This window comes from Rubrimonas cliftonensis, assembly GCF_900107585.1.
Classification (GTDB): Bacteria; Pseudomonadota; Alphaproteobacteria; order Rhodobacterales; family Rhodobacteraceae; genus Rubrimonas; species Rubrimonas cliftonensis.
Map to the genome: position 1 here is coordinate 1 of NZ_FNQM01000009.1, position 18,806 is coordinate 18,806.

General features: G+C 71.9%; 17 protein-coding genes. 10 read left to right on the forward strand and 7 right to left on the reverse strand.

The genetic code is table 11. From position 1 onward, the window contains the following. The 4 genes from BLW43_RS13790 to BLW43_RS13805 all read right to left on the reverse strand — a co-directional run. On the reverse strand, nucleotides 1–1,164 hold a 1,164-nt coding region (locus BLW43_RS13790), incomplete at its 3' end, for a FecR domain-containing protein (protein WP_093254327.1). Nucleotides 1,165–1,346: 182 nt separating this feature from the next. Continuing rightward, nucleotides 1,347–1,526 carry a hypothetical protein gene (locus BLW43_RS13795; RefSeq protein ID WP_093254329.1) on the reverse strand — a complete coding sequence of 60 codons (180 nt, stop codon included), beginning with the start codon at nucleotides 1,524–1,526 and terminating at the stop codon, nucleotides 1,347–1,349. A gap of 72 nt (nucleotides 1,527–1,598) precedes the next feature. Next, nucleotides 1,599–1,841 carry a hypothetical protein gene (locus BLW43_RS13800; protein ID WP_093254331.1) on the reverse strand — a complete coding sequence of 81 codons (243 nt, stop codon included), beginning with the start codon at nucleotides 1,839–1,841 and terminating at the stop codon, nucleotides 1,599–1,601. 241 nt (nucleotides 1,842–2,082) lie between these two features. After that, nucleotides 2,083–4,116: a 4Fe-4S binding protein gene (locus tag BLW43_RS13805; RefSeq protein WP_093254332.1), complete on the reverse strand. Its 2,034-nt coding sequence runs from the start codon at nucleotides 4,114–4,116 to the stop codon at nucleotides 2,083–2,085. 92 nt (nucleotides 4,117–4,208) lie between these two features. On the opposite strand from BLW43_RS13805, the gene BLW43_RS13810 reads away from it, so the two are divergent. The 9 genes from BLW43_RS13810 to BLW43_RS24610 all read left to right on the forward strand — a co-directional run bounded on the left by BLW43_RS13810 (nucleotide 4,209) and on the right by BLW43_RS24610 (nucleotide 13,332). Further along, entirely contained in the window at nucleotides 4,209–4,898 is a 690-nt protein-coding gene (locus BLW43_RS13810) for a DUF3305 domain-containing protein (RefSeq protein WP_093254334.1), read from the forward strand. After that, on the forward strand, nucleotides 4,895–5,836 hold the full coding sequence (locus BLW43_RS24605; RefSeq protein ID WP_093254336.1) for a DUF3306 domain-containing protein: 942 nt from the start codon (nucleotides 4,895–4,897) through the stop codon (nucleotides 5,834–5,836). Before BLW43_RS13810 ends, BLW43_RS24605 begins: the two co-directional genes overlap by 4 nt. Before the next feature lie 138 nt (nucleotides 5,837–5,974). Continuing rightward, entirely contained in the window at nucleotides 5,975–6,607 is a 633-nt protein-coding gene (locus BLW43_RS13820) for a TorD/DmsD family molecular chaperone (RefSeq protein ID WP_093254337.1), read from the forward strand. A 43-nt stretch (nucleotides 6,608–6,650) separates the two neighbouring features. After that, nucleotides 6,651–6,836: a hypothetical protein gene (locus BLW43_RS13825; RefSeq protein ID WP_093254339.1), complete on the forward strand. Its 186-nt coding sequence runs from the start codon at nucleotides 6,651–6,653 to the stop codon at nucleotides 6,834–6,836. A 141-nt stretch (nucleotides 6,837–6,977) separates the two neighbouring features. Next, nucleotides 6,978–9,896, forward strand: a complete 2,919-nt coding sequence (locus BLW43_RS13830) for a formate dehydrogenase subunit alpha (protein ID WP_093254341.1) — start codon at nucleotides 6,978–6,980, stop codon at nucleotides 9,894–9,896. A gap of 16 nt (nucleotides 9,897–9,912) precedes the next feature. Next, a complete protein-coding gene (gene fdh3B, locus BLW43_RS13835) occupies nucleotides 9,913–10,506 on the forward strand; it encodes a formate dehydrogenase FDH3 subunit beta (protein ID WP_093254343.1) in 594 nt (197 codons plus the stop codon). A 121-nt stretch (nucleotides 10,507–10,627) separates the two neighbouring features. Next, nucleotides 10,628–11,851: a formate dehydrogenase subunit gamma gene (locus BLW43_RS13840; RefSeq protein ID WP_093254345.1), complete on the forward strand. Its 1,224-nt coding sequence runs from the start codon at nucleotides 10,628–10,630 to the stop codon at nucleotides 11,849–11,851. Then, nucleotides 11,848–13,158: a c-type cytochrome gene (locus BLW43_RS13845; protein WP_093254346.1), complete on the forward strand. Its 1,311-nt coding sequence runs from the start codon at nucleotides 11,848–11,850 to the stop codon at nucleotides 13,156–13,158. The genes BLW43_RS13840 and BLW43_RS13845 overlap by 4 nt, the downstream gene beginning before the upstream one ends. A gap of 45 nt (nucleotides 13,159–13,203) precedes the next feature. Then, nucleotides 13,204–13,332: a hypothetical protein gene (locus BLW43_RS24610; protein ID WP_281243531.1), complete on the forward strand. Its 129-nt coding sequence runs from the start codon at nucleotides 13,204–13,206 to the stop codon at nucleotides 13,330–13,332. Between the two features lie 30 nt (nucleotides 13,333–13,362). Here BLW43_RS24610 and BLW43_RS13850 read toward each other — a convergent pair whose 3' ends face one another. The 3 genes from BLW43_RS13850 to BLW43_RS13860 are packed head-to-tail and all read right to left on the reverse strand — an operon-like array spanning nucleotide 13,363 to nucleotide 18,168. Further along, complete coding sequence (locus tag BLW43_RS13850; RefSeq protein ID WP_093254348.1) at nucleotides 13,363–14,556, reverse strand: osmoprotectant NAGGN system M42 family peptidase; 1,194 nt, start codon at nucleotides 14,554–14,556, stop codon at nucleotides 13,363–13,365. Between the two features lie 29 nt (nucleotides 14,557–14,585). Next, on the reverse strand, nucleotides 14,586–16,388 hold the full coding sequence (gene ngg / locus BLW43_RS13855) for an N-acetylglutaminylglutamine synthetase (RefSeq protein ID WP_093254349.1): 1,803 nt from the start codon (nucleotides 16,386–16,388) through the stop codon (nucleotides 14,586–14,588). A gap of 4 nt (nucleotides 16,389–16,392) precedes the next feature. Further along, nucleotides 16,393–18,168 (reverse strand): N-acetylglutaminylglutamine amidotransferase, encoded by a 1,776-nt coding sequence (locus BLW43_RS13860; RefSeq protein WP_093254351.1) that lies wholly within the window; start codon nucleotides 18,166–18,168, stop codon nucleotides 16,393–16,395. 66 nt (nucleotides 18,169–18,234) lie between these two features. Here BLW43_RS13860 and BLW43_RS13865 point away from each other — a divergent pair, with 66 nt between their 5' ends. Then, on the forward strand, nucleotides 18,235–18,780 hold the full coding sequence (locus BLW43_RS13865) for a MarR family winged helix-turn-helix transcriptional regulator (RefSeq protein WP_217632184.1): 546 nt from the start codon (nucleotides 18,235–18,237) through the stop codon (nucleotides 18,778–18,780). Nucleotides 18,781–18,806 lie beyond the last annotated feature (26 nt).

Consider the following 18,806-nt stretch of genomic DNA (forward strand, 5'->3'; position numbering starts at 1 on the left):
GCCTGCGTCGCCTTTGCCGCCCGCGTTGCTGGCGCCGCCTGCGTCGCCTTTGCCGCCCGCGTTGCTGGCGCCGCCCGCGTCGCCTTTGCCGCCCGCGTTGCTGGCGCCGCCTGCGTCGCCTTTGCCGCCCGAGTTGCCTTTGCCGCCCGCGTTGCTGGCGCCGCCCGCGTCGCCTTTGCCGCCCGCGTTGCTGGCGCCGCCCGCGTCGCCTTTGCCGCCCGCGTTGCTGGCGCCGCCGTTGCTGCTGGCGGGGCCGCCCGTGCCCGCGCTGCTGCGGCTGGCGCCTCCGGCGTATCCGCCCTCGACTGCGGAGCTTCGATCGCCGGCGGAATCAGAGCGGTCGGATGATTGCGAATCCCCGTCGCCGGACCCGCCGCCATATCCCGAACCCGAGCCGCCGCCGGACGCCCCCGCCGTCGATCCGCCGCCGGTGGCGGCCGAGCCGGACGCGGCCGCTCCCGAGGAGGACGCGGCGTCGGCGCTTGCGGCGCTTGCCGCGCTCCGGCCGGCGGCCGCCGCCGCAGTCGCCGCGGCGGCCCGACCCGACGGGGCCGAGCTTGCGCCCGCATAGGAGCCGGGCTGCGCGCGACCCTCGCTGACCGACACGCCTCGGCCGCCGTCGACGCTCTCCGCCCGATTCCCCTCCGCCACGTCCCGCGAGGCGCCGGAAGGCGTCGAGACCGAGACGACGCCCGAGAAGACGTCGACGCGCGCGCTCTCCGCCGTCGCATCGACCGTGAAGCCGGTGCCCTTCACGACCGTCGTCAGGCTGGGCGTCACGACGGTGAAGCGCCCGGCCGCGCGCTTGCCGACCTCGAAGGTGACGCGGCCGACCGGCTGCTCCACCACCTCGTCCACCGCCCCGCCCGTCAGCTCCACGCGTGTGTCGGCTGCGATCTCCATGGCGTCGAAGCCTTTGGCGAGCAGCGCGAAGCCGCCCGGACCGGTGCGCACCTGCGCGCCCACGGGCAGAACCTTCAGCGCCGCCACGGGCGCCCATCGCGCATTCGGACCGGGCGCCAGAACCTCGACCGGCCCCTCGGCCTTCAGCACCGCCCAGCCATCCTCCGCCGGCGCCGGCAGCGACGACAGCAGGAGGAACCCGACCGCGAGCGCGCTCCGGCGCAGGCCGCGCAACGCCGGCCGGTGACGCGTCACGTTCATGAAGTGCCTCGCAGTCGGTGTCATCTCGACCACCATTCTTCGGACTGCGGGGCTTCGATTCGGTGAACGCTGGGTCCAGCCGCGCGCCTCGGCCGGATGCGGCTCCTGCGCCCGGTCCGATGGCCCTGATACGTGGGAGAATGCGGAGACGTCCGCCGGAGCCGGCGATCAGCGCGGTCGGATCAACCGTCGCGCCGCTCGCGAAGCGACTTCAGCAGGGCATGTTTTTTCTTCTGCAAATCGGCGCCGGACTTCGCCATGACCTCTGACATCGAGTATCTTCTGTTGTCGCATCGCTCCATCAGCGCCTTTATCTGGCTGAATTCGATGTCAAGGTCGATCAGTATGCCGAGTTCGTCCACATGGTTTGTGATGTTGACGATGTCGGATTGTCTGCCTGCTGAATGCCCATGTCTGTAGTCTCGTATACTAATTTACAACGAGTATTCGTCATGTCTGCCGATTGCGTCCTTCCCCAGTTTGTTCCAGTAGAAGAGGGGCGGTCGCGCCGTCGCCACGAGGACGTCGATCAGGTGCTGGGTGTTATATTTGACGAAAGTGCCGTATCCGAAGGTGATCGGGGCATTCCGCGGTTTCCGGTTCATCTGTGATACGAAGCTGGGCGGCGGCGGCGTGTCCACGATCTCGAAGTCGTCCAGGTCGGAGTCGTCTGGCATGGTTCGGGTTCCTGGGGCTGGCGCGCGCCTGCGCGACGGCCGCGCGGGAGATCTCGCGGCGCCGCAGCGCCGACGGGCGTTCGAGGCGATCGGCGACCGCGGCGCACGCGGTCGGCCCGTCCCGACTGGCGGACGCCGGGATCGTGCGCGATCAGGGTTAACGAGATGCCGTCGCGCCGCGGGCCCCTCCCGCGGACCGGCGGCGGCGGCCGCCGCCCTCCGGCTCGGGCCGCAGGCCGCGTCAGTCGTCCAGCTTGCGTTCCGCCTCCCGCGCGGCGCGTTCCGCGAGGTCGTCGTCGGTGGTGCGCATCCGGGGCCGGTCGGCGAGGCGGAAGGGCGAGTTCTCGCTGTGATACTGCGCGCGAACGCGGCAGTCGTCGCACATCCGGATCAGCCGCGCATTGTCGGACTGCGTGAACATCCAATGCTTGCCGGAGAGCTTCTCGGTGATGCGCTCGATCGTCGACTTCACGCCGAACAGCGCCCCGCATTCGATGCAGGCGAAGGGCTCCTCCTCATGGAGCGTCCGCGGCGACAGCGCGGCGTTGGAGAGGTCCATGCGCGGCTCCAGCGTGATCGCGCGTTCCGGGCAGGCGGCGGCGCATATGCCGCACTGGACGCAGGCCTCCTCCTGGAAGCGCAGCTCGGGTCGGTCGGGGTTGTCCATCAGCGCGCCCGTGGGGCAGAGCGAGACGCAGGCGAGGCACAGCGTGCAGGCGTCGGTGTTCACGAGCACCGCGCCATAGGGGGCGCCCTGAGGCAGGGGGATGACGCGGTCGGGCTCCGGGCTGAGCCCCTTGGCGACGAGGCGCGCGACCTGGCGGCGCCCGCCCATCGGCAGGACGGGTTCGACGCCGAGCGCGGCGGGCGCGGCGGCCCAGAGTTCGGCCTCCAGCGCGTCGGGCTCGGCAGGCCGGATGCGGCGGATGCGGCCGGGCGCGCCGGCGCCGGCGGCGATGGCCTCGGCCAGCGCGGTCTGCGGGGCGAGGGCGGAGAGATCGGTGCGTGGGCCCTCCGCGACGATCGCCTCGCGAAAACCCACGCCGAGCGCGGCGAGCGCCTCGGCGTGCCCGAACCCCTCGACCTCGGCGACCTCCAGCGGAATGACGTCCGCCGGCAGGCCGCGCCCGAAGCGCGCCGAGAGGCGCAGGAGCTCCGCGCCGTGCTCGGCGTCGACCACCAGCAGGCGCGGCGCTTCGCCGCCCCCTGCGCGGAAGGCGTCTGCGAGGGTGCGCAGCCGGCGGTGCAGGTGCTCCAGCGGCGGGTCGTCGTAGGCGACCGCCCCGGTGGGGCAGACGGCGGCGCAGGCGCCGCAGCCGGCGCACACCATCGGGTCGATCTTCACGCTGTCGCCGTCCGGCGCGATGGCGCTGGTGGGGCAGACGTCGAGACAGCGGGTGCAGCCGGTCTTGCGCGCCCGCGAATGCGCGCAGATCTCGGGCGTGAGCCGCACATGGAGCGTCTTCTCGAAGGCGCCGACGAGCTGGGCCGCGTCGAACAGCGCGCGCGCCACCGCCGCGGGGTCGCGCGGGTCGGCCCTCAGATAGCCGTCGCGCTTGTGGGCGGCGGGAAAGAGCGGCGCCGCCCCCGACAGATCCACGATCACGTCGCAGGTCGAGCGCGCGCCGTCCTTCGCCGGCTCGAAGCCGAGCGCGCCGCGACCGCCCGGAACCGCCGGGGCGTAGCCGTCGACGGTGACGGAAAAGCCGGCGAAGGCGCCGCTGGCGGCGACGACGCGGCCGAGCGCGAGGTCGACGCCGGCCTTCGGCGGCGAGATCGCCTCCGCCGCGCAGAGCAGGCAGGTGACGGAGAGCGTCTCGGAGAGCCTCTCGGCCGCTTCCACGGCTTCGAGGCCGCTTCCAAGCACGAGGCACACGCCCTCGGAGGCGACGTCCAGGGCGGGGGCGGGCGGCCTGGCGAGCATTCCCTCCGCCAGCAGCGCCGCCATCTTCGGCCCGGCGTCGGCGGCCGCGTCGGACCATCCCGCCCGGTCCCGGATGTCGATGCAGGAAAGCGCCGGCGCGGCCCCGGCCTCCGCGGCGACGTCCTCGGCGAGCGCGGCGAAGGTCTCTGCCTCCTGCCCGCAGGCGACGACGACGCGACGGCCCGACGTCGGCGCTTCCGCGAGCGCAGCGCGCGCGACATGGGCCTCGCCCCGGCAGAGCGCCGTGCAGCGCGGCCGCGCCTCGGCCCCGACCGCCGCGCCGAGCGCCGCGGCGTCGGGGTCCATCGACCCGAGGCAGTCGCAGGACAGCAACAGCGGCGCGTCGGCCATGGCGAAACCTCCCGGCTGCGCCCGGTCAAGCGGGCGTCTTGCGTTTCGACGCGGGACCATATGAGTTTGTCGGGGAATTGCGAGAGGGCTGCATGACGGTCGAGCGAGAAAGCGGCGGGAGGCCGGAGGGCGCGGCGGGCGAGGCGCCGGGCGAGGGTTTCGACGAGCGGCTGGTCGCGATTCCGGTCGGTGTCGTCGTGCGCCGCACGCCCGGCGTCACGCGCTGGGCGCGCTGGAGCTGGCGCGCGGTGGCGGTGCTGCCCGGCGCGGCGCCGGCGGACTGGCGGGAGCTCAGGCGCGAAGGCGAGGCCGTCGAGTATCACGCCGCCACGGTCGAGCTGGAGCTGCACCGCGCCCTGACCGAGGGCTACCGCATCTCGCTCGCGATGACGCCGCCGAAGGTGCATGTCGTGCTGCACCCGGAGCCGGTGGGGGACGGCGGGTTCCCGTGGCGCGTCCACGGCGTGACGGCCTCCGCCCATGAGGCGCTCGACCGCCACGAGAGCGGCGAGGAGATGCTGGAGCCGGTGCCGATGCCGCCCGGGCTGGAGGCGTGGATCCGCGCCTTCTGCGACCGGCATCACCGGGAGCAGCCGTTCCTCAAGCGCCAGCGCGTCCCGCACGCGCCGCTGGCGGAGGACGGCGTGGGCGACGCGCGGGTGCGGCAGCTGGCCGACGTCTATCGCGCTCCCGGGACGGTCAAGGCCGGCGCGCTGAAGCCCGCCCCCTTGAAGCCGGGGCCGCTCGGGCCGCGGCGGGGCGACGGGGAGACGACGCATTGAGCAGGGACGGCGCGAAGGACGGCGGCGCGGTCGCCGAGGGCGGCGGGCTCTCCCGCTGGTCGCGACTGAAGGCGGAGGCGCGCGCCCGCGAGCGCTCGCGTGAGCCGTCGCCCGATGAGCAGGTCGGCCGCGTCGTCGAGGCGCCGCCGGCCGATGCGCCGGACTACGAGGCGATGCCCGACGCGGAGGCGCTGGAGGCGCTCGGCCTGCCAGACCCCGACAGCATCCGGCGCGGCGACGACGTGAAGGCCTTTCTGGCGGCGCGCGTGCCGGCGCGGCTCAGGGCGCGGGCGCTGCGGTCGATGTGGCGGTCCGACCCGGTGTTCGCGGTGCTCGACGGGCTGAACGACTACGACGAGGACTTCACGTCGATGGGGGCCGGGCCGGTCTCGACGCTCTACCAGGTCGGCCGCGGGTTCCTCCGCGAAGAGGAGACCGGCCGGGGCCGAAAGGCCGCCGAGGCGGAGGCGGAGGCGGCGGCCGGGGCGGACGCGGATGCCGGGGCGGGCCCCGAAACGCCGCCGGATCGCTCGGAGGAGGCCGCCCGCGAGGAGGGCGCGGTCGAGGGCCCGACCGCGACCGTCGGCCGCGCTCCGGCCGCCGGAGAGGAGGCCGGAGCCGCGGCGGACGCGCCGTCCTTTGGCGCGGGCGCGACTGCCGGGCTCGTCCGCGACGATGACGGCGAGGGGCGCCCGAGCGACGCGCCCGGGCGCGGCGGGACGCTGGGGGCCGGGATGTCCCGAACCGCGGCCGCGGGGCCGGCGGCGCCTGTCGCCGACGCCGAAACCCAGTCCGACGCCGCGATGCGCGCGCCGCCCGAGGGGAAGACTCCGCCCGGTGTGGCGGGCCGGGAGGCGTCGCCGGCGGGCGGGCCGGGGGGCGTCGCCGGCGGGCCTGCGGGGCCGCCCCGCCGCCGCCGCATGGTGTTTACAGCCTGAGACGCGGCCCGAGGCCGGACGGTCTCGCGGGATGTTCGGCATCCGCGCCATTTTTTTCTTCTCGCGCGCGCCGTTCTGCCGCAATGTTCGGATCGCAACGAACGCCGTAAAAAAGGGCGTCGCATCTGGGAGGTGAATTTGACCGAGGCTGCTGCGCGGGCTCAGTCGCAGGACGTCGAGGCGGACGTGTCGCCGGAAGACGTTCTTCGCGCGGATCTCTACGACTTTCTCGCCGCCCTGCTTGCGCGCCCGCCGTCTCGCGCGCTGATCGATCAGGCCGCCGCGCTCAGGGGAGAGGGCGGCGATCTCGGCGCGGCCGTCGATGCGCTGGCGCGGGTGGCGCGGGCGACGACCGAGCACGCCGCGAAGTCGGAGTTCGACGCGCTGTTCATCGGCGTCGTGCGCGGCGAGTTGCTGCCCTACGCCAGCTACTACCTCACGGGGTTCCTCAACGAGAAGCCGCTCGCGAAGCTGCGCGCCGACATGGCGCGCTTCGGCATGGAGCGCGCCGGGAACGTCCATGAGCCCGAGGACAACATCGCCTCTCTGTGCGAGATGATGGCGGGGCTGATCCGCGGCCGCTTCGGCCCGCCGGCGTCGCTCGCCGCGCAGCGCGACTTCTTCGCGACCCATCTCGGGCCCTGGGCGCGGCATTTCTTCACCGATCTGGAGGGCGCGCAGGCGTCGGTGCTCTATGCGCCGGTCGGCGCGATCGGCAAGCAGTTCATGGACATCGAGCGCGAGGCGTTCCGCATGGAGCGCGGGAGCTGAGCGCATGACGAGACCCGAAGACGCATCACGAAAGGAGCGCGCGATGAGCAAGGGCGAGACCGGCGAGAGCCGGCGCAACTTCCTGAAGCTGGCGGCGACGGCCCCGGCGGCGGCTGGCGCGATGGCGCTCGGCGGCGCGGCGGAGGCGGCTCAGCCGGCTGCGGCGGCCGGCGAGGGCCTTCGGGACACCGAGCACACCCGCAAGTACTTCGAGACCGCCCGCTTCTGAGCGGGCCGCACTGCAGGAAGGGGACGCGCCACGAACCGGCGCGGACCGAAGGCGGACGAAGCGGGCGACGGTTGCGCAAGGCCCTGACCCCGTGAAGATCAACCAAGCTGGAGCCTCGCGCTCCAAGCCAGGGAGAGCGCAATGCTCAGAAAGAAGACCGGCGGGGTTGCGAAAGGCCCCCGCGAGATCCTCGGCGCCTCGGGCGCCGTCGCCGCGGCGGCATCCCAGACCATGGACCGGCGCGGCTTCCTGCGCCGTTCGGGGCTGGCCATCGGGGGCCTCGCCGCAGTCGCGGCCGCCGGCGCGACCGTGCGCCCGGCGAGCGCGCAGACCGTGGCCGCCAGGGGCGCCGAACTCGTCAAGTCCGTCTGCACCCACTGCTCCGTGGGCTGCACGGTCATCGCGGAGGTCGAGAACGGCGTCTGGACGGGGCAGGAGCCCGGCTGGGACAGCCCGTTCAACCTCGGCTCGCACTGCGCGAAGGGCGCCGCGGTCCGTGAGATCACCCACGGCGAGCGCCGGCTGAAATACCCGATGAAGCTCGTCAACGGCAAGTACGAGCGCATCTCCTGGGAGACGGCGATCAACGAGATCGGCGACCAGATGCTGCAGATCCGCGAGACCAGCGGGCCGGACAGCGTCTACTGGCTCGGCTCCGCCAAGCACAACAACGAGCAGGCCTACCTGTTCCGCAAGTTCGCCGCCTACTGGGGCACGAACAACGTCGATCACCAGGCGCGTATCTGCCACTCCACCACGGTCGCGGGCGTCGCGAACACGTGGGGGTATGGCGCGATGACCAACTCCTACAACGACATCCACAATTCGCGCGCGATCTTCATCATCGGCGGCAACCCCGCCGAGGCGCATCCGGTGTCGCTGCTCCATGTCCTGAAGGCCAAGGAGGAGAACAACGCGCCCCTCATCGTCTGCGACCCGCGCTTCACCCGCACCGCGGCGCATGCCGACGAGTACGTGCGGTTCCGTCCGGGCTCGGACGTCGCGCTGGTCTGGGGCATCCTCTGGCACATCTTCGAGAACGGGTGGGAGGACAAGGAGTTCATCCGCACCCGCGTCTGGGGCATGGACCAGATCCGGACTGAGGTCGCGAAGTGGACGCCCGAGGAGGTCGAGCGCGTCACCGGCGCGCCGGGTTCGCAGCTTGAGCGCGTCGCGCGCACGCTGGCCAACAACCGTCCCGGCACCGTGATCTGGTGCATGGGCGGCACCCAGCACACCAACGGCAACAACAACACCCGCGCCTACTGCATCCTGCAGCTTGCGCTGGGCAACATGGGGACCGCCGGCGGCGGCACCAACATCTTCCGCGGCCATGACAACGTGCAGGGCGCGACCGACCTCGGCGTGCTCGCCGACACGCTGCCGGGCTACTACGGTCTCGCCGCCGGCTCCTGGGCGCACTGGGCGCGGGTGTGGGAGGAAGACCTCGACTGGCTGAAGGGCCGCTTCGCGACGCTCAAGACCAAGAGCGGCGAGAACAAGCCGATGATGAACGAAACCGGCATCACGGTGTCGCGCTGGATCGACGGCGTGCTCGAGGCGCGCGAGAACCTGGGCCAGCCCGACAACACCAAGGCCATGGTGCTGTGGGGCCACGCGCCGAACTCGCAGACCCGCCTGCCCGAGATGAAGAAGGCGATGGAGCAGCTCGACCTGCTCGTGGTGGTCGACCCGCACCCGACTGTCAGCGCCGTGCTGCACGACCGCCAGAACGGGGCCTACCTGCTGCCGGCCTGCACCCAGTTCGAGACCTACGGCTCGGTGACCGCCTCCAACCGCTCCATCCAGTGGCGCGAGCGCGTCACGGCGCCGATCTTCGAGAGCAAGACGGACCACGAGATCATCAAGCTCTTTGCGGACAAGTTCGGGTTCACCGACCGGATGTTCCGCAACATCGCCATCAACGGCGACGAGCCGCTGATCGAGGACATCACCCGCGAGTTCAACCGCGGCATGTGGACCATCGGCTACACCGGCCAGTCGCCGGAGCGCCTCCGGCTGCACATGGCCAACCAGCACACCTTCGACAGGACGACGCTGCGCGCAAATGGCGGGCCGGCCGACGGCGACTATTATGGGATGCCGTGGCCGTGCTGGGGCACGCCCGAGATGAATCACCCCGGCACCGCCAACCTCTACGACCTGTCGCTGCCGGTCTCGAAGGGCGGCCTCACCTTCCGCGCCCGCTTCGGCGTGGAGCGGGACGGGCAGAACCTGCTGGCGGAGGGCGTCGCGTCGGCGGGCTCGGAGATCCAGGACGGCTACCCCGAGTTCACGATGGCGATGCTGCAGGAGCTCGGCTGGGACGCCGACCTCACCGCCGACGAGCGGGCGTCCATCGAAATGGTCGCCGGCGCGCCGGACAAGGTCGGCGGCGTGAACTGGAAGACCGACCTCTCCGGCGGCATCCAGCGCGTGGCGATCAAGCATGAGTGCGCGCCCTTCGGCAACGCCAAGGCCCGCGCGGTGGTGTGGACCTTCCCCGACCCGATCCCGACCCACCGCGAGCCGCTCTACTCCAGCCGACGCGATCTCGTGGCCGACTACCCGACCTACGAGGACAAGACCTTCTGGCGCGTGCCCACGCTCTACGCGTCGATCCAAGCGAAGGACTTCTCGCAGGACTATCCGATCATCCTCACCTCCGGCCGTCTGGTGGAGTACGAGGGCGGCGGCGACGAGACCCGGTCGAACCCGTGGCTCGCCGAGCTGCAGCAGGAGATGTTCATCGAGATCAACCCGCGCGACGCCAACAACCTGGGCGTCCGCGACGGCTCCAGCGTCTGGGTCGAGGGCCCTGAGGGCGGGCGCGTTAAGGTCGCCGCGATGGTGACCGAGCGCGTCGGCGCGGGCGTCGCCTTCATGCCGTTCCACTTCGGCGGCATGTTCCAGGGCGAGGATCAGCGGTCGAAGTACCCCGACGGCGCCGACCCCTACGTTCTCGGCGAGAGCACCAACACCGCCCAGACCTACGGCTACGACTCGGTCACCCAGATGCAGGAGACCAAGGCGACGCTGTGCAAGATCGTCGCGGCCTGAGAGAGGAACAAAGAACATGGCACGAGCGAAATTCCTCTGTGACGCCGAGCGCTGCATCGAGTGCAACGCCTGCGTGACGGCCTGCAAGAACGAGCATGAGGTGCCCTGGGGCATCAACCGCCGGCGGGTCGTGACCATCAACGACGGCAAGCCCGGCGAGCGGTCGATCTCGGTCGCCTGCATGCACTGCTCCGACGCGCCCTGCATGGCCGTCTGCCCGGTGGACTGCTTCTACCAGACCTCCGACGGCGTGGTGCTGCACTCGAAGGATCTGTGCATCGGCTGCGGCTACTGCTTCTACGCGTGCCCGTTCGGCGCGCCGCAGTATCCGCAGGCGGGCAACTTCGGCTCGCGCGGCAAGATGGACAAGTGCACCTTCTGCAACGGCGGCCCCGAGGAGACCGGCAGCCAGGCCGAGTTCTCCAAGTACGGGCGCAACCGCATCGCCGAGGGCAAGCTGCCGATCTGCGCCGAGATGTGCTCGACCAAGGCGCTTCTCGCCGGCAATGGCGACGACGTCGCCAACGTCTACCGCGAGCGCGTCGTGGCGCGCGGTTTCGGCTCCGGCGCCTGGGGCTGGGGCACGGCCTACGATCAGAAGGGCATCTGACCGGCCGCGCGCCGGATCGGACCGACCCTGCGGGGGCGGCGCGGGCCGCCCCCGATCTCATCAAGAATTGACGGTTCGCCCGGCGCGCAAGGCGCGTCCGGGAAAGGCTGGAGGCTGAGACATGCGGTTTGGGCGTAACGGCTCATGGGCGGGGGCGCTGGCCCTCGCGCTCGCGCTCGCGACAGCGGCGCTGTGGACGGCCCCGGAGGCGTCGGCGCAAAGCTCGGTGCGGCCGCCGTCGAACGCCGTCACCAACACGCCCTCCGAGCCGGGCTCGGCGATCCCCTTCGACGGCCTGCCCTCGGGCGGCGCGGACCCGGCGGCGCGCTACGAGGGCGCCCTGGCGCCGCGCGGCGCCGCTTCCGACAGCGAGATGTGGCGCGCCGTGCGCCAGGGCGAGACCTTCACCAGCCAGAAGGGCGGCGCCATGGGCGCGCGCCTGATCCAGACCGAAGCCGCGGGCTGGGACATCCTGCGCAACCGCCTTCTGCCGAAGTGGAGCCTCTGGGCCATCGGCGGCGTCCTGGCGCTGCTGGCGGTCTTCTACCTCGTGCGCGGGAAGATCCGCGTCGACGCCGGCATGTCGGGGCGCGAGATCGAGCGGTTCAAGGCGATCGAGCGATTCGGGCACTGGCTGCTCGCAGGCAGCTTCATCATCCTCGCGCTGAGCGGCCTCAACATTCTCGTCGGGCGCGACCTGCTGCTGCCGCTGATTGGCAAGGAGGCGTTCACGACGCTGACCATCGCCGGGAAATGGGCGCACAACAACGTCGCCTGGGCCTTCATGCTGGCGCTCGCGATGACCTTCGTGCTGTGGGTCGCGCACAACATTCCCGGCAAGACCGACCTCAAATGGATCGCGGTCGGCGGCGGCCTGCTGGTGAAGGGCGTCCACCCGCCGGCGCGCAAGTTCAACTTCGGCCAGAAGCTGATCTTCTGGTCGGTGATGATCCTGGGCGCCTCGGTCTCCGCGTCCGGCGTCGCGCTGCTGTTCCCGTTCGAGACGTCGATGTTCGGCTCGACCTTCGCGAAGGTGCACGCCTTCGGCCTCGCCGAGCCGCTCGCCTCCATAGGGCTGGTGGTGCCGGCCAGCGTCACGCCGATGGCCGAGCAGCAGTTCGCGCTGGTCTGGCACGCCATCGTCGCGATCGCGATGATCGTCATAATCATCGCCCACATCTACATCGGCTCCATCGGGATGCAGGGCGCCTTCGCGGCGATGGGCTCCGGCTGGGTCGACGAGAACTGGGCGAGGGAACACCACGGCCTCTGGGTCGAGGAGGAGCGCGAAAAGGCGCGCGAAGGCCGCGGGGCCCGCGGCGCGGCGGGCGTTCCGGCAGAATGAGGCTGGCGGCCGCGGCGATCGCGCTGGCGCTGTCCGCCGGCGCCGCCAGCGCGGAGCTCGCCCGCCTCGCCGGCCATGGCGGCCCGATCCGCGACGTCGCGGCGACCCAGGGCGGCGCGCTGAGCGCGAGCTTCGACAACGCGGTGGGCGTGTGGACGCTGGGCGCCGACGGCCCGCTCCTCGCGCGCTGGCTCGACGGGCATGAGGCCGCGGTGAACCGGGTCGTCCCGGCGCCGGGCGGCCGCGCATTCTCGGTGGCCGACGACTTCACCGCGATCCTGTGGGACGTCGAGACCGGGGCCGCGCTGCGGCGCTTCGAGGGGCACAGGGGCAAGGTGATGGGCGCCGCGATCTCGCCGGACGGACGGCTCGCGGCGACCGCCTCCTGGGACGGGACGGCGGCGCTCTGGCCGCTCGACGGGGACGGTCCGCCGCGCTGGATCGGGGAGCGGCTCGGGGCGCTGAACGACGTGGCGTTCTCCGGCGACGGGCGGACGCTCTACCTCGCCTCCGGCGACGGGACGATCCGCGAGGTGGACGCAGCCAGCGGCGAGGTCACCCGCACGCTCGTCTCGCACGGCTTCGGCGTGAACCGTATCGCGCTCAACGAGGCCGAGGGATGGCTCGCCTACGGCGCCGTCGACGGCGGCACGCGCGCGGTCGACCTCGTGACCGGCGAGACGCTGGCCGACCTGACGCTCGACCGTCGGCCGATCCTGGCGCTGGCGCTCAGCCCCGACGGCGAGACGCTCGCGGTGGGCGACGGCGACGGCTACATCATGCTGGTGGATGCGCGGGACTGGTCGATCGCGCGCGACTTCCGCGCCGCGGCGCGCGGGCCGGTCTGGGCGCTGGCCTTCACCGACGACGGCGCGGCGATCATCGCCGGCGGCCTCGACGACGCCGCCGCGATCTGGCCGCTGGCGACGGCGGGCGCGCCGCGCGGGGCGCTGGCCGCCGGCGCCGCGCCCCGCTTCCACCGCGACCCGGCGACGATGGGCAACGGCGAGCGCCAGTTCTTCCGGAAATGCTCGATCTGCCACAGCCTCGACACCGAAGGCGACCGCCGCGCCGGGCCGACGCTGAAGGGCGTTTTCGGTCGCCGGGCGGGCACGGTGGCGGGCTACGCCTATTCCGACGCGCTGGACGGCTCGCCCATCGTCTGGGACGAGACGACCATCAGCGCGCTGTTCGACATCGGCCCCGACCACTATGTTCCGGGGACCAAGATGCCGATGCAGCGCATCACCGGCGCGAAGGACCGCGCCGACCTCATCGCCTTTCTGAAGGAGGCGACGCGGCCCTGAAGGGCGCGCCGCCACAAGGACCGGACAGCCTGGGAGATCGAACCGATGAAGGCCTTTATCGCCGCCTGCCTCGCCATGGCGCTCATTTCGGTCGGTGCCTGGGCGGGGCTCAACAGCCTCGACTGGTCGACGGCGGAACGGTTCTCCTCCGACAGCGTGCGCCTCGGCGAGTGAGCCGGCCGGCCGCGGACCGGGGCCGACTCCCTACTCCGCGGCGTCCTCGGGCCGCGGCGTGGCGGCGGTCATCTGCTGCTCGGCGTCGGCGGTGGGCTGGCTGGTGAAGCCGGCGAGGTCGCCGATGGGCTCGGCGTCGCGGGCGATCTCCACGGGGCTCAGCGCATAGACCGTCACGAGTTCCGCCAGCGAGCGCAGGGCGTGCATGTGGATGCGCTCGTAGCCGTGGCTCGCATCGACCCCGAAAGTCACCAGCGCGGTGCGCACGTCGGCGCCCGCCTCGATGGCGGAGGCGCTGTCGGAGCGGTAGGCGCGGAACACGTCCTTCTGGTGGCGGATGTCGTGGTCGCGGCAGAGCTCGACCAGCTTGCGGGTGAGGTGGAAGTCGAACGGGCCGGTCTGGTCCGCCATCGCCACCGTCACGCCGAACTCGTCGGAGTTCTGGCCCGGCGCCGAGGTGCCGTTGTCGACCGCGACCATCGCGGCGATGTCGGGCAGCAGGATCGAGGCGGCGCCATGGCCGACCTCCTCGGCGATGGTGAACAGGAAGAACACGTCGACCGGCGGCGGCGGCGCGTCGCGCAGCGCCCGCAGCGCCGCCAGCATCACCGCCGCGCCCGCCTTGTTGTCGAGATGGCGCGAGACGATGAAGCCGTTGTCGAGAAACTCCGGCTGCGGGTCGATGGCGACGATGTCGCCGATCTCCACGCCCAGCCGGTCGAGGTCGTCGCGGTTGCGCGAATAGGCGTCGATGCGCATTTCGACATGCTCCCAGCCGACGGGCTGCGTGTCGATCTCGTCATTGAAGGTATGGCCGGAGGCCTTCATCGGCAGGATGGTGCCGCGATAGCCGCCGCGTTCGGAGAAGATGGTCGCGCGGGCGCCCTCCGCGAAGCGGGCCGACCAGGTGCCGATCGGCACGAGGCTCACGCGGCCGTTGTCCTTCAGGTTCTTCACCTGCGCGCCGAGCGTGTCGAGGTGCGAGACGATGGCGCGGGCGCCGTGCGGCGAGCCGCCGGGCAGCCTGGCGCGGATCGCGCCGCGGCGGGTCAGGTCGTAGTGCAGGCCGATGCTGTCGAGCACGCCGCAGACATGGCGCACCACGGTGTCGGTGTAGCCGGTGGGGGAGGGGATCGCGAGCATGTCCTCGAGCCGCTCGCGCAGGTAGTCGGTGTCGATGGTCAGCCGGCCGGGCTCGACCGCGCTGGGCGGGGTGGGGCGCATGGGGCCTCCGTTCGCGGTTGCGGCGCCGGTCAGCGCCGGGGGGTCACTGGTAGTCGCTGGCGGGCCTGACGCGCGGCTTCCGGCATCGAGAGCGGAAACAGCAGGTCGATGAAGCGCTCCGCCGTGGGCTGCGGCTCATGATTGGCGAGGCCGGGGCGTTCGTTGGCCTCGATGAACACATACTCCGGCTCGCGCGGGGATTTCACCATCAGATCGATCCCCGTCACGGGAATGTCGATGGCGCGCGCGGCGGCGATGGCGGCGTCGATCAGCACGGGATGAGTTTCGCCGGTCACGTCGTGGATGGTGCCGCCGGTGTGCAGGTTGGCGGTGCGGCGCACGGCGATCTCGGCGCCTTCCCGGGCGACGTCCTCCAGCCCGAAGCCGCCGGCGCGCAGGCAGCGCTCGGTCTCGGCGTCGAGCGGGATGCGGCTCTCGCCGCCGGTGGCGGCGGCGCGGCGGCGGCTCTGGCTCTCGATCAGCGCGCGGATCGTGGAGCGGCCGTCGCCGACGACGCGCGCCGGGCGGCGCAGGGCGGCGGCCACCACGCGCCCGTCGATCACGATGAGGCGCAGATCCTCGCCCTCGAAGAACTGCTCCACCAGCACGTCGGGGCACAGCGCGCGCGCCGCGGCGACGGCGGCCTCCATCTCGCCCGGCTCGGTGAGGCCGACCGCCACGCCGCGCCCCTGCTCGCCGCGGGCGGGCTTGACGACCACCGCGCCCTGCTCGGCGAGAAACGCCGCGCGCGCGGGGGCGTCGCCGCCGATCATCTGGGCCGGCACGCGCACGCCGGCCGCCTCGACCATGCGGCGCGTCACGGTCTTGTCGTCGCAGATCGACATGGCGACGGCGGAGGTGAACTCGCTGAGGCTCTCGCGGCAGCGCACCGCCCGCCCGCCATGGCGCAGGCGGAAGAAGCCGCCCTCGGCGTCGAGGATCTCCACGCCGATGCCGCGGCGGCGCGCCTCGTCCACGATGATGCGGGCGTAGGGGTTCAGCGCGGCCTCGGGCGGCTGGCCGATGTAGAGCTTCTCGTTGATGGTGTTCTTGCGCTTGATGGTGAACACCGGCACGCGGCGGAAGCCGAGCTTGTCGTAGAGCGCGATCGCCTGCGTGTTGTCGTGCATCACGCTGAGGTCGAGGAAGGACGCGCCGCGCGAGGCGAAATGCTCCGCGACATGGCGCACCAGCGTCTCGCCGAGACCGCGATGGGGCGCCTGCGGGTCAACCGCGAGGCACCAGAGCGAGCAGCCGCTCTCGGGGTCGTCGAAGGCGCGGGCGTGGTCGACGCCCATCACGCCGCCGAGGATCTCGCCGCTCTCGGCGTCCTCGGCCACGAAGGCGACGATGGCGCGGGCGTCGCGGTCCGACCAGAAGAAGTCGGGCGCGATGGGGTTCATGCCGCAGGCGTCGAGGATGGTGTTCAGCGCCTCGGCGTCGCGCCGGGTCGCGAGCCGCCGCACGACGAAGCCGCGCCGGCCCCGGCGCGCGGGGCGGTAGGTCGAGAGGTCGAGCCGATAGGCGTGGGACGGATCGAGGAACAGCTCCTGCGGCGCCGCCGCCAGCGCGACATGCGGATCGCGGACGTAGAAGGCGATGTCGCGCTCGCCGGGCCGCTCCTGCCGCAGCTCCTCTGCGAGGCTCTCGGCGTCGGGATAGGTGTTGGCGAAGATCAGCCGACCCCAGCCGCAGCCGACCCAGGCGCGCGGGCGCGGCTCTGCGGCGTTGCCGGGCGGGGGCTTGAGGCCGTGCATCCGCATGCGGGCGAGGCGGTGCGACTGCGCCTTCTGCGCGCCGCGACCTTGGCTGCGCGCGTCCTTCTCGGCCATGGGTTCAAACCCCCTGCGTCTGCAGCCACATCTCCAGCAACGCGACCTGCCACAGTTCCGACCCGCGCAGCGGCGTGATGTGCTCGGCCGGCGCGGCGAACAGGCTGTCGAGATAATCCCGCCTGAACAACCCCCGCTCGCGGGCGGCCGGCGCGTTAAGCGCGTCGCGGGCCATCTCCAGATACGGGCCGTCGAGATATTTGAGCGCCGGCACCGGGAAATATCCCTTGGGCCGGTCGATGACGTCGGCCGGGATCACTTTCCGCGCGGCCTCCTTCAGAACGCCCTTTCCGCCATAGCTGAGCTTGTGGCGGGCGGGGATGCGGGCGGCGAGCTCGACGAGCTCATGGTCGAGGAACGGCACGCGCGCCTCCAGCCCCCAGGCCATCGTCATGTTGTCGACCCGCTTCACGGGGTCGTCCACCAGCATCACGTTGGTGTCGATGCGCAGCGCCTTGTCCACCGGGTCGTCGGCGCCGGGCGCGTCGAAATGGGCCTGCACGAAGGCGAGGCTCTCGTCGCGGTCGGCGAGATGCTCGGGGTTGAGGTGCCCGGCGAGGCGGGTGTGGGAGCGGTCGAAGAAGGCCGCCGCGTAGTCGCTGACGGGGTCGTTGCTGTCGGTCATCTTCGGATACCAGTGGTAGCCGGCGAACACCTCGTCTGCGCCCTGGCCCGACTGCACGACCTTGATGGTCTTTGCGACCTCGCGGCTGAGCAGGAAGAAGCCGATGTTGTCGTAGCTGACCATCGGCTCCGACATCGCGGCGATGGCGTGGGGCAGGTTCTCGCGCATCTCCGACGACGGGATCATCATCTTCGTGTGGTTCGTGGCGTAGTGCTGCGCGATGAGGTCGGAGTAAACGAACTCGTCGCCCTTCTCGCCATGGGCGGCCTCGAAGCCGATGGAGTAGGTGGCCAGCCCCTGCTGGCCTTCCTCCGCCAGCAGGCCGACGATCAGCGAGCTGTCGACGCCGCCCGAGAGCAGCACGCCCACCGGCACGTCGGCGACCATGCGGCGGCGCACGGCGGTGCGCAGGCTTTCGAGCGTCATGTCGCGCCACTCCTCGAAGGGGCGCGCGGCGTCCTCGGGCGAGCGGGAGAAGTCGGGTTTCCAGTAGACGCGCTCGGAGGTCGCGCCGTCGGCCTCCACGGTGCGGATGGTGGCCGGCGGCAGCTTGCGCACGCCCTTGAGCAGGGTGCGCGGCGCGGGCACGACGGCGTGCCACGTCATGTAGTGGTGCAGCGCCACCGGATCGATCGAGGTGTCGAGATCGCCCGCCGCGACGAGGGCCGGCAAGGTCGAGGCGAAACGGATGCTGCTCGGGCTCGCCGCGAGATAGAGCGGCTTGACGCCGAAGCGGTCGCGCACGAACGCGGTGCGGCCGGTGTTTACGTCATGCAGCGCGAAGGCGAACATGCCGAGCAGCCGGTCGACCGAAGCCTCGCCCCAGACCGACCAGGCCTTGAGGATCACCTCGGTGTCGCCGGTGGAGGCGAAGCGGCAGCCCTCCGCCTCCAGCTCCGTGCGCAGCTCCGGGTAGTTGTAGATGCAGCCGTTGAAGGCGATGGTCAGGCCAAGCGCGGTGTCGACGAAGGGCTGCGCCGCCTTTTCGGACAGATCGATGATCTTCAGGCGGCGGTGGCCGAAAGCCATCGGCCCGCGCGCCACGACGCCGGCGCCGTCCGGTCCGCGGGCGGCCATCGCGTCCGCCATCCGCTCCACCGTCGCCGCCGAGGCGCGCGCGCCGTCGACCCTGATCTCTCCGCAAACGCCGCACATGTCCGGGCTCATCCTCCATTGATTTGACGGCAGATCATTAGCCTTCTAATCATTCGAGTTCAACCCATGGCGGGCGGTCGCCGGGGAGCCGACGACGACGGCGGGGAGGACCGGATGGAAGGCGCGCTGGAGACGAGGGCGCTGGTCAAGGCGCTCAGGCGCATCGCGCGGGCTGTCGAACTCCAGTCGCGGCGCATCGGGCGCGAGACGGGCCTGACGCTGCCGCAGCTTGCGGTGCTCGCCTGCGCCCGCGACCTCGGCGAGAGCGCGACGACGCGGGCGATCGCGGCGGAGGCGGACGTCAGCGGCGCGACGGTGGTGGCCATCCTCGACAAGCTGGAGGCCAAGCGCCTGATCGTGCGCAACCGCTCGACCGTGGACAGGCGCGTGGTGCATACGCGCCTGACGGAGACCGGCCTCTGCGCCCTCGCCGCAGCGCCGCCGGTGCTCGGCGACCGCTTCGCGGCGCGATTCGCGGCGCTTCCGGCCGAGCAGCGCCGCGCGATGGCGGAGTCCTTCGCGACGGTGGCGGACATGGCGGCGCCGCAGGGCGAGCAGGCGACCGCCGACGACGCGCCGCCCGAGCTCGGCGGGCCGTTCGACCCGCTCTGAAACGATTTATCAACGGATGTCGGTTG